Origin of the sequence: Clostridium sp. Marseille-P299, from assembly GCF_900078195.1 — a bacterium.
In the GTDB taxonomy this organism is placed as follows: domain Bacteria; phylum Bacillota; class Clostridia; order Lachnospirales; family Lachnospiraceae; genus Lachnoclostridium.
The window spans coordinates 1121625-1133816 of sequence record NZ_FJVE01000007.1 but is presented as its reverse complement, the minus strand read 5'-3'; the positions used below and the strand labels follow the sequence as shown (position 1 = coordinate 1133816).

Genomic DNA, 12192 nt, shown 5'->3' with positions numbered 1-12192 from the left:
AAACTTAGCAATCTGCACTCAGCAAGTTGTATTCTTTAAATGTGTACCTTCAAAAGCATATCTTATGAAAGGAGGCTATAATGGAAGCTAATCTTCACCATATCTTAGACGATGATTTACTTATAAGATATCGACAACAACCAGTACCCGAAGAATTTTTGCGAGTGGTCGAAGGCGACTACGAAGTTGTAAACTACCTTCCTGGTTCTACCATCCGCTTTTGGGTGAATAAAGAAGTTGCCAATTTCTCAACTCATTGGCATCCAGCACTTGAAATTATTATGCCTTTGGAAAATGGCTATACCGTAATCGTTGGGCAAAATGAATATATTCTTAAACCAGGCGATATTTTTATAATTCCAGCAGGAGAACTTCATCATTTAATAGCTCCATCTTCAGGAACTAGACTCATATTTTTGTTTGACGTTTCCATGCTTACTAAAATAAAGGGATTTTCTTACCTTACACCATATTTATCACAAGCTATCATTATTAATAAACAAGATTATGGTTCTATTTATGACAAAGAGGCATTTTTACTGACACAGATGTGTAATGATTATTTTAGCCAAGATAGCTTTCGAGAGTTACTTATATACTCCCACTTATTAGAATTTTTTGTTTATTTAGGAAATTTTAAGATATCAATAGAAAATATCAATAATATCCAAGGCCTTAATATGTTTAAGCAAAAATACCTTATAGAAAGATTAAATAAGGTATTTGATTTCCTTGATGAACATTATATGGACCCTATTACACTTGAAATGGTTTCTGACATTGCTGGTTTTTCAAAGTATCACTTTTCCAGACTCTTTAAGCAATGTTCTGGATATAATTTCTATGATTATCTATGTTACCTAAGGATTAAATCTGCTGAAAACTTACTTATTCACCCTGGAGTTACAATTACTGAAATTGCTTTACAATCTGGTTTTTCAAGCCTATCAACATTTAATCGTATCTTTAAAAAGATCAAAAATTGTACACCATCGGAATATAGGAATCTTTATAATATAAGCCTGCACTCTCAATAAAGCGCAGGCTTATGTTATTTAAATATTCATCCAGTGTGAGTTGATTGGCTTTTGGTACTTGCTTTCCCATTTCGTATGAGCCAAATTAAAGTTTTTTTAGACCTGTTTGAACTCCTTTTTGATTTAAAAGTTTGTATCTATCTCTTATATATTTCATTATATAAGTTTGCTAACTGATCACACATTAAGTTCTTACAACTACTTACATAAGCATCCCAGTCCGCTTCAATATCTTTTTGTCCTGTTGCAAACTGTAAGCTCCAACTATTAACGTTGTCAATTAACGGAGTTTTCCAAAGATTCATTTGTTCATTTTCATCCTCTGTTCCAGCAAATGTAGGATCAAGTGGCTTTAACTCTCTGTATTCATTGCTTCTTCTAAAATAATCTTGTAATACAGGGTTATAAGCATCTGAAATCTGAGCTACTGTTCCTCCGTAATAGAATACGCCGCCTGCATAACCAAGTTCAATTCTCATATCTTTTTGATCATCTGAAGTTTGCGCAATTGCTAAACCACCACAATACCATTGTGGTAATAGTTTCTTAATATTCTTACCAGTAGTTTCATCCTTAACTACCTCATAAGTTTCTCCTTCTACACCCCATTTTCTAAGGTCATAGGAAACCTCTGAGTAGAATAACCAATCCACAAATCGAATGAATTTTATAAATCCTTCTTCTCCAAGATCCTTAAGTGCTTTCGATGCAATCATAACACCATTTTCAAGACGATAATTTTCAGAAGTATATGGCTTATTTCCCATTGGATAAACTGTAATATATAATTCGTACTTACCTTCACCCAAAGTACTATTTAAGTTTGCAATATAATCCGTATACACTGCTTTATTCGTTCCAAAGATAACTGTTTCGCCACGATAGAATTTTTGACAAGCCTGCTCATCTGTCTGAGTAAAGGATTCTGGATCTAAAAGTCCACCTTTAATGAATTTATTTAACATCGTAATAAATTCTTTATAATCCTCTGAAATAGAAGCAAAATACCATTCATCTTTTTCTGCGTTATATGCCATACCATTGCCAACTGCCCAACCTGCTGGTACTCCGTAGGAAGATCCCATTAGTTTTAGTAAGTTGCCACCAGAACCATCATCACCAGGCCATCTTTCTGACCAGATATAATCGCCTGCAGCACACATTCCCTTTGAAACCATATATTCTTTTACTTTAACTAACGCATCGTATAAATCATTCCATTTCCAATCTTTCTCTATAGCAGCAACATCAACACCCGCTGCATCAAAAATATCTTTCCTTATAATTAGAGTATAATCCTGTTCTGGTGCTTCTTTTAAACCAGGCAATCTATAATACTTTCCATCTGCCTTTTTTAATGTATCCAAATCTGGCTGTAGATTATATTTCTCAACAAAGGCTGTATAATTAGGCATATACTGAGTCCATTCAGAAACTGCCACAACTGCACCACCATCAACAAATGCAGACTCATCATAAGTTTTTGGGATAATATAAGCTGATTGCCCTGAATTAATCATCAAAGCTTTCTTTGCGTCATAATCGGTACGTGCAATAGAGTAATCTTTAAAATCTAAGGTTACATTTGTAACTTCCTTAATTTTATCAAAGATTTCCCAGGAATCCTGATAAGGATACATCTCATGGTCACTCCAAAACATTGTATAGCTTACTGGATCATCCGAATGAAAGTTTTCGCCAAAGGTATATCCGAGTTTCTCTTCTGTAGGCGTAACACTATTATCCACTTTTTCAACTGTAGAAGTATTACCACTATCCACTTTTTTACCTGTGTCATTTGACTTTCCTCCACAGCTTACAAGGGAAATCACCATAATAGCACATAGTAGCATACACAAAAACTTATTTTTCATCATACATCCTCCTTCTCTTATTACCATTCTCTTTATATTTCACCGGTCCCCACCGGAAATATAACAATATTATTTATTCCTTAACTCCACCAAGCATCATTCCTTGTACGAAGTATTTCTGTATAAATGGATATATACAGATGATAGGTAGTACCATTAGTACCATCGAGGTAGAACGTATATTAGCTGCGACCTGTGCCGCTCCTGCATCATTTGCACCAATTTCACTTGTTGTAGTTGCACCTTGTATGATTTGACGTATGTAATAAGCAACTGGCCATTTGGTTCTGTTTTCTAAGTATAAAAAGGCATTAAACCAGTTACTCCAATAGCTAGCTGCATAAAATAAGAGCATTGTTGCTGTTATTGGTTTTGATAGTGGAAAAATAATCTTAAAAAACACTCCAAATTTCGTTAACCCATCAATTTCTGCTGCTTCCTCTAATTCACGTGGAAGACCGATATAAAAAGAACGAATCAATAACACATAATAGGTTCCAATCATTCCTGGAAGAATAAATGCAGCCGTTGTATTTCGTAAACCAAGAGCATTCATTAATACGTAGTTTGGAATTAAACCTCCACCGAAATACATCGTAAATATAATAAATGGTCCGAAAAATTTATTTAACCGCAATTCTGGCTTAGATAAAGGATAAGCCAGCATGGAGGAAAGTAATACAGAAAGTGTAGTTCCTACCAAGGTATAAAGAATGGTATTGCCGTAATATTTTATAAAGTCTCCCTTTGATACCACGGATAGATAAGTAGCTATTGTAAAATCCACCGGATAAAAAGTAATTTTACCTGAGTATATTGCAGCCTCTGATGAGAACGATTGTGCTACTAAATAAAGAAACGGATAAAAAGTCATAATCGCAATTAAGGCTAAGATAATCGTATTACATACGGTGAAAACCTTATATCCAGTAGACATCTTAAGCTTAGGTGCTGATGACATTAGATCAGCTTTTGATTCTTTTGCTCTTTTAAACATACGCACCCCTCCTTACCATAATCCACTGTCGGATACTTTTTTAGATGCTATATTAGCAATTGTCAGTAGCGTTAGACTTATTAATCCTTCAAACAAACCAACCGCTGTTGCATAACTATAATTTCCTGAACCTACACCCATTCGATAAACATATGTAGACACAATATCAGCACTTTCATAAATCATTGAATTATATAATAAAAATACCTTTTCAAATGCACCGCCTGAACCAACAAGTCCACCAATATCAAGAATTAATAAGGTTGTAATGGTAGGCATAATACAAGGTAATGTGATATGCCAAACTCGTTTAAAACGATTTGCTCCATCGATCTGTGCTGCCTCATAAAGATTCGGATTAATATTTGAAATGGCAGCCAAATAAAGGATTGTTCCCCATCCAAGTCCTTGCCAGATTCCAGATGTTACAAATATTGCTGGAAACCACTTTGGAATTGAGATAAAAGAGATTGTGTCCTTCCCTATTGCTTTAAGAAAAGCATTGATTGGACCATTGGCTGAAATAATTTCTTTTACCATACCTGCAACAACAACCATTGATATAAAATGTGGTAAATAAGAAACTGTTTGAACAAACTTTTTCCATGGTAAACGCCTTACCTCATTTAGCAAAAGTGCAAATATTAAAGTAGCTGGAAAGCGAACTAATAGGTAGGAAAAATTTAACGTTAATGTGTTCTTAAATGCTCTCCAAAAACTAAAATCTTTCAAAAATTGTCTAAAATACTTTAAACCACTCCATTCATCACCAAAAATATTACTTCCAGCGCGATATCTTCGAAATGCTATGATATTCCCAAACATAGGTATGTAACGAAAGACAATGTAATAAATAACTGGTATCACTAAAAATGCATAGAGACGCCAATTTTTCTTGATATGACGCACCAAAGGTTCTTGTTTTCTTTTTGGCATTTTCGTTCTATCTTTTTTGCTCATATTATGTACCTCCTCCTGTTTATTCCTGATAAAACGTTTGTTATTACTTTCATTATAATACCAGCCCAAATTATCTGCCTATCATATATTGCTATATCGTTTTACACTTTTTGCTATTTTTAAAACGTGAACTAATTATTTTTTCAACATATTGCCATTTAATTTTATTTATGCTATCATTGCTTATAAACAACATGTTGCAGTTACTATCATTTTTTACGTCATACTTGTGCATATTTTATATACTACTACATTTTACCATTTTTTATAATAGCAATAATGGTGTAGTATTTTATATGCTTACAACGAATAGTTTTTTTAGTTTAATATTAAAAAGGTCACCTCAGAAATTTTCTTTGGAGGGAGAAATTATGGAAGCTATTTTACAACATATTTTAGATGATGATTTACTTATTAGATATCGCCAACAACAAGAATACGAAGAATTTTTACGAGTAGTAGACGGTAATTATGAAGTTGTAAATTATCTTCCTGGATCTACAATCCGCTTTTGGGTGAACAAAGAAGCCCTTGATTACTCAACTCACTGGCACCCTGCAATAGAAATCATAATGCCACTAGAAAATGGATATACTGTTATCGTTGGCCAGAATACATATGTTCTAAAATCCGGAGATATTTTTATAATTCCAGCAGGAGAATTACATCATTTAATCGCACCATCTTATGGAACTAGACTCATATTTTTGTTTGACTTTTCTATACTTTCCAAAATAAAAGGCTTTTCCTACCTAACACCTTATTTATCGCAACCTATTATTATTAATAAAAATAACTATGGTTCTATTTACGATAAAGAGGCCTTTTTATTGGCACAGATGTGTAACGATTATTTTAGTCAAGACAGTCTGAGAGAGTTACTAATCTACTCAAATCTTTTAAACTTTTTTGCTTACCTAGGAAAATTTCGAATGTCAATGGAGGATACCAAAGCCTATGCAGGACTTAATACTAGTAAGCAAAAATATCTAATTGAAAAATTAAATAAGGTATTTGATTACTTAGATGAGCATTATATGGACCCTATTACACTTGAAATGGTTTCTGATATTGCTGGCTTTTCAAAGTTTCACTTTTCCAGACTCTTTAAACAATGTTCTGGTTATAACTTTTATGATTATCTATGTTATCTAAGGATTAAATCCGCAGAAAACTTACTCCTTAATCCTGAGATAACAATTACAGAAATCGCATTACAATCTGGCTTTTCTAGTCTATCTACATTTAACCGTACCTTTAAAAAAATTAAAAACTGTACTCCTTCCGAATACAGGAATCTCTATAACATAAGCCTGCACTCACTATAAAGTGCAGGCTATTATTAAACCTTATAAATCAGATGACATGGACGATTATTTACTACCTGATAACCAAAAAATAGGATGAGTTTTACTACCTGATAAACAAAAACGATGGATGAGCTTTTACTACCTGATAAATTGAAAGGAATTAAAGTCAAAATTACTTCCTGGTAAGAATACAAATGCTACCGTTCCTTTTCCTTCTAATTTATCGATTTCAAACAACTGACTTACATAATCAAGGTTTGTAGAATTTTCATTCCTCTTATCAAATTCTACGATGCAATTTTGTTTTGTTCCATCCTCTTTCGTGAAATGAATATGTATTGTATTTACGGATAGAGGTGTTCTTCCAGTAATCTCAATTTTACTTACTCCTTCGCTTCCAAAATCCATATTCTCATATTCTAATGTAACGTTATTTCCAATACCTGTGACTGCCTCTGATTCAATGATAAAGTCATCTCCATATACTCGGTTGCATTCTGCTGCATTAACTTTGCTAATTGCCTTATTCAGCTTACGAAACTTAAATCCTTTTATATGTACTTTTTCCTTTAACATAAATGCAATCGTAGCGATTCCTTTGATTCTACGAGGTAACAAATAAGTCTCTTCTTGATAGGTATTCCAAATAGACTCTTTTTGATAAGTTACTGTCGTTAATTTTTCACTACCTAACTCATTCGGGCTTCCTTGCCATATCTCGATTTCATATTCATCGCTAGTTAAAGCAAAAATTGGTATGGTGATTTCATCAGATCCATAATCCCCAAAATCGAGGTTTTTATATATGACACCACTTATCCCGTCTCTAGAAGTTGAAATTCCTTTTTCATTCCCATTTCCAATGTCACCAATTGTATCTGTACATAGTCCTGCATAAATAAATTCGTAAGGATTTAAGAACGCTCGCCCTATCCCTTTTGCATGAAAATTCATGGAAGATATAATTCTTATCTTATCCGTTCCGCTTTTTGACATACATCTTACATAAAAATCTCCATCTCCAATCGCTTTCACCTTTGCTATATGAACGTTACCCTCATTTTTAATTTCTTCTACTTGTGCATAGGATATTTCTATTCCAGAGTCATTTACTACTTTCCAAATCAAGTTTGTATCAGAAGCATCCTCCGGATAAATATATGCTTTGCACATCAGCTCTTTTACATTTTCATTTAGTTCATTTCCTTCTTTAAGAGATAGTTCTATTTTTCTAACAGGGATAATCGGATGCCCTTTTTCACTTCTATCATAACTCCGAAAATCCTCCCTTGCACAGATTTCTTCCCTTATCTTAGATTCTACCAAAGTAAGAGTAATGGTGCTACTTTTTAGGCCTTCTCCTGATAAAGTAACTTTGATTTCTCCAGCTTTACATGTTGTTCCAATCACTGCCAGTAACTTTCCATTAAAAAGTTTTCTTACATTACTTTTATATTCGTCATAATCTGTACTGTCTCCATTGTCTAATCCCAGCAATCTACCTGGTCCATCAAGGGTTACCGTTACATAATTCATTGCATTTTCCACAGGATTCATGAATTCATCTTCCACTGCGATTGTAAGGAAACATAAATCTTCTCCATTAGCTAGCAATTTTGTTTTATCCGCAGACAGAGTAATCTGTTTTGCGTCTAGGAATGAATTTCTCACTTCTTCTGCAATTGGTTCTCCATCAATGTCATAGGCAATTGCCTTTATAGTTCCAGGGGAATAAGGAACCTTCCATTCACCTAATAATTTTTTACCAGTTTCATGATTAATTGCCTGACATCCATATGAAATATCATTTACAAAAAGCTCAACTGCTGCCCCGTTGGTACATGCACGCACATCAATTAACTGCCCCTCATTAAAATCCCAATACGGAAATACATGTACCATTGGGTTCTTCTTTGCATCCGTCCACTCTGCTTTAAAAATATAATACGCATCTTTTGGAAATCCAGCCGTATCTAGCTGACCAAAATAAGAGTTTTTCGTGTGATATGGTGTCGGCTCACCGATGTAATCAAATCCAGTCCATATAAATTGACCAAAACAAAATTTAGCATCACGGTCATCTATAATGCATTGCTCTGCATTTTTTGTCCCCCAACTCGTGGTGGAATTTCCCAATGCTGAACATTGCTCATCTTCATCTGATAAAATTGGTTTTGACAATGGAAATTTATATACTCCTCTGCTTTGTACAAGTGATGCAGTTTCACTTCCATAAATCACCCAATCCTTGTACTCCTTATGATGAGCCTCATAATATTTTTCCGCATAATTATAACCTGCAATTTTAACAATATCGGCACACTTTCTTGCATTTTCCCAAGGCATATAATTTGAACCAATTGTTATTAATGCATTTTCTTTCGGATCATGTTCACGTACTAGCCAGACTAGCCTTTCCGTTATTTCCTGGCCATGCTCATCCACATGTGTATCATAGATTTCATTTCCAATGGACCATAACATTAAACTTGGATGATTTCTGTCACGGCGAATCCAACTCTTCACATCTTCCTTTGCCCATTCTATAAAGAAACGTGCATAATCGTATTCTGTTTTATTTCTCTCCCACATATCAAAAGCTTCATTTACAATTAAAAAACCCATTTCATCGGCTAATTCCATAACTTCTTTTGCAGGCATATTATGACTTGTTCTAAGAGCATTTACGCCCATTTCACGAAGTATTTTAAACTTCCTTCGCATTGCTTCTTTATAAAATGCCGCTCCAAGGCATCCAAAATCATGGTGCTCACATACCCCATGAACTTTTAATTGTCGTCCATTTAAGATAAATCCTAGTTCTGGATTAAATTTCATTGATCGAAATCCTATGGTAATCCTCTCAGAATCTAGACATTCATTGCAGGATGTATCATATAATTCCACTTGTAGTTCATAACATTGGGGAGAATCAACATCCCAAATTCTCGGATTTTTTATTATCTCCTTTAATGACGCAAATTTACTACCATTTATATTACTACTGTCCTTCAATGACGCAGATTCACTGCCATTAACTTCACTACTTTCCTTTAATACTGCAGAATTACTATCATTAACATTGCTACTTTCCTTTAACATAGACACTTTCTGCATCCCAAAGTCCTGAATCATTTCATTCTCAAACCATAAAGAATAGTGACACATAATGTCTTCAGTGATTTGTCCCTCTACTTCGGTTTCAACCTCTAAGAGATAATCCTCTCCTTGCTCATTGATAGAGATATACGTTCCATCCAATGGTAGAAATGCTCTGCTACATTCTTTGATATAAACATTACGAAAAATACCTGCACCAGAATACCATCGACTGTTTGGCGATTGAAATCTAACCTGTACAAGTACCTCATTTTCACCATTTCTTAACGCTTTGGTGATATCATGTGTAATAGCAGAATACCCGTATTTCCAATCACCGACTTTTTGATTGTTGACATATACCGTTGAGTCCATATAAACCCCATCAAATCGAAGAAAAACACTTCCCAATGACTCTAATGTAGAACTTAAATTAAATTTTTTATAATACCAACCACAACTATCTTCATACAAATTATGTACATTATAAATCAGCCAATCATGAGGAATATCAACTTGTCTAAATTGCTCCAAATTAGCAAGTGCCTCTTCTTTCGTGACATCAAGTTTCGTCTTTAAAAAAGTCCATTCGTCATTAAATAATCTTATACTTCCCATAAGTACCTCCTTTTGATTTAGATATAAAAAGTTCACTGTTTGAAGAACAAAGTGAGGATTTTGAACTTTTTATATCTGTTTTTGTCAAAGTTATAAGTCATTAGTAGCTTCCAAATGAGGAATCGGAACAAAAATGAAAAAGTTTTAATCATGGTAATATAGATAAATTAAATTCTGAATTTATCAAATATTCATTTACTAATTGCAAAGTTTAAGTTAATAAATCTTTCTACCTTTTTCATCAGCAATTCCACTCTTTCGATAAAAATAGGAATTTACCTGATCTCTCCATTCTTTTGCATTATCTAATTGTTTCATAAAACGATTACTTACAAGCTCATAAATCGGTTGAGGTAATTTCTCCTTTAATTTCTCCCAGGAAGCAATCATTGCTTCTACTTCATTTACTCCATCAAAATGACTATCATAAATATGCTGTATTAAAGTCTTTCCACTAGATAATTGATAGGTATAAGGAACATGATGAAAGAATAACAACAATTCTTCTGGACAAGTCTTAATGTCATTATACATAGAAGCATTTGGCTCATAATACTGACTCACATAATCAGTTCCATTTATCGTTCTATCAACCCCAATACCAAGGTGATCCGCTCTATGATAGGTACCCCATCTAGAATACTCATAACCGTCCACACTTGGTCCGTAATGTGTATGAGGTGTCACCATCCATCCAATACCTAATGGTGCCGTATAACTTTCATATACTTCCCTAGACTTCAATAAAATTTCCTTAATTGTGTTTACGACCTCTTCATCATTGGATATTAACATCCTTATAAATTCCTCAGCAATTTCTTCTGCTGTTAATGATGTCTGAAACGCTAGACGACCAAATCCATATAGATTTGCTGCTGCCAAATCATTTCCTGTCCAGTTTTCATCATTGCCTGTATTCGTCACTGCTGCAATTCCAGTATTTAATTTTCCAAAGGTTCTTCCACTAATTATGTCTGCAACTGTATCCTCCGTATCTTTGCAATACGTCTTAAAATCTAATACTTCTTTAAACATAGGTATCAGATAACAAATATCGATTTGATGACCAGTATACTCTTGTGCCACTTGTACCTCTAGCATTTGATTCGTATTCTTAAGCCCTCCAAGTAACGGAGAAACTGGTTCTCTTACCTGAAAATCCATTGGTCCATTTTTTATTTGTAATATAACATTCTTATGATAATCTCCATCCATTTTAATAAAATTATCATAGCCAGCTCTTGCTCGATCCGTTTTATAATCTCTCCAGTCTTGTGTGCAATTGTAAACAAAACATCTCCATATAATGATGGCTCCATATTCGTCTACGATATCCGCAAGCATATTGGCTCCATCTGCCTGTGTTCTACCATAGGTAAAGGGTCCAGGTCTACCTTCGGAATCTGCCTTCACTAAAAAACCACCTAGATTCGGAATGTTTTTAAACACCTCCGCCATCTTTTCTTTCCACCAAAGAATTACCTTTTGATCAAGTGGATCTGCACTCCCCACATCCCCTAACTCAATTGGAGATGCAAAGTTTAGACTAAGAAAAAGTCGAATTCCATAGCCAGAAAAAATTTCAGATAGTTTCGCAAGTTGGTTAAAATACTTTGAAGTAATTAGTTTTGTTGCTGCATCCTTTACATTGACATTATTAATAACAACGCCATTGATTCCTACACTTGCTGCCATCCTTGCATAATCTAACACTCGCTCATCAACTAGAATTTCATTATTTTTAAAGAAAAAAGAGTGTCCCGAATATCCTCGTTCAATGCTTCCATCCATATTGTCCCAATGATTAAACATACGTAACGGATTATCGGGGCTTTGATTTTCCTTAATGCCCTTAAGATTTTTCTCCATGGCTATGTATCGTAATATATAAAAAACACCATATAATAATCCATTTTCATCCGTAGCCTCTAAATTCAAAACCCCATCTACTTCTTTTAACGTAAAACACTCTTTCTTAGAAGCTTCGTTATTACGGATTATCTTAATTCCTTCCTGAAGCATATCAAAATCTACTTCTACAGGATTAATATGTAACATTTTACATGCTCCAACTTTAAGTTCTCTGATCGCATTTTTAACAATTGGATGTTCCCGATCAAACCCACGAATCGCTATACTTGAAATATATGTACTATTCCCGCAATCATTTCTTTTCTCATAATTAAGCCACAACTGTGTCCACATAAATACCCTCCTTATAACAGCGAAAACTCTTGCATTTATAAAAAGGAAAGGCTGCCATGGGAAGATCTTCTTCCACTAGCAGCTCCCCTCTT

Annotated in this window: 7 protein-coding genes; 2 read left to right on the top strand and 5 right to left on the bottom strand. The window is 34.2% G+C overall.

Going from position 1 to position 12192, the window contains the following annotated elements:
- Positions 1–80: 80 nt before the first annotated feature.
- On the top strand, positions 81–1037 hold the full coding sequence (locus BN4220_RS12925) for a helix-turn-helix transcriptional regulator (RefSeq protein ID WP_066716993.1): 957 nt from the start codon (positions 81–83) through the stop codon (positions 1035–1037).
- 137 nt (positions 1038–1174) lie between these two features.
- Here BN4220_RS12925 and BN4220_RS12920 read toward each other — a convergent pair whose 3' ends face one another.
- The 3 genes from BN4220_RS12920 to BN4220_RS12910 form a co-directional block, all read right to left on the bottom strand.
- The gene (locus tag BN4220_RS12920; RefSeq protein ID WP_148401741.1) at positions 1175–2914 is read right to left on the bottom strand and encodes a sugar ABC transporter substrate-binding protein; all 1740 of its coding nucleotides are present in this window, start codon (positions 2912–2914) and stop codon (positions 1175–1177) included.
- A gap of 70 nt (positions 2915–2984) precedes the next feature.
- The gene (locus BN4220_RS12915) at positions 2985–3908 is read right to left on the bottom strand and encodes a carbohydrate ABC transporter permease (protein ID WP_197467935.1); all 924 of its coding nucleotides are present in this window, start codon (positions 3906–3908) and stop codon (positions 2985–2987) included.
- Positions 3909–3920: 12 nt separating this feature from the next.
- Complete coding sequence (locus tag BN4220_RS12910) at positions 3921–4868, bottom strand: ABC transporter permease (RefSeq protein WP_066716987.1); 948 nt, start codon at positions 4866–4868, stop codon at positions 3921–3923.
- A gap of 371 nt (positions 4869–5239) precedes the next feature.
- Here BN4220_RS12910 and BN4220_RS12905 point away from each other — a divergent pair, with 371 nt between their 5' ends.
- Complete coding sequence (locus BN4220_RS12905; RefSeq protein ID WP_066716977.1) at positions 5240–6196, top strand: AraC family transcriptional regulator; 957 nt, start codon at positions 5240–5242, stop codon at positions 6194–6196.
- Positions 6197–6316: 120 nt separating this feature from the next.
- On the opposite strand, the gene BN4220_RS12900 is transcribed toward BN4220_RS12905, so the two are convergent.
- Together BN4220_RS12900 and BN4220_RS12895 are read right to left on the bottom strand one after the other, a co-directional pair.
- Entirely contained in the window at positions 6317–9895 is a 3579-nt protein-coding gene (locus tag BN4220_RS12900) for a glycoside hydrolase family 2 TIM barrel-domain containing protein (protein ID WP_066716974.1), read from the bottom strand.
- A 216-nt stretch (positions 9896–10111) separates the two neighbouring features.
- Positions 10112–12100, bottom strand: coding sequence for an alpha-glucuronidase (locus BN4220_RS12895; RefSeq protein WP_066716971.1), 1989 nt, complete (start codon positions 12098–12100; stop codon positions 10112–10114).
- Positions 12101–12192: the final 92 nt, after the last annotated feature.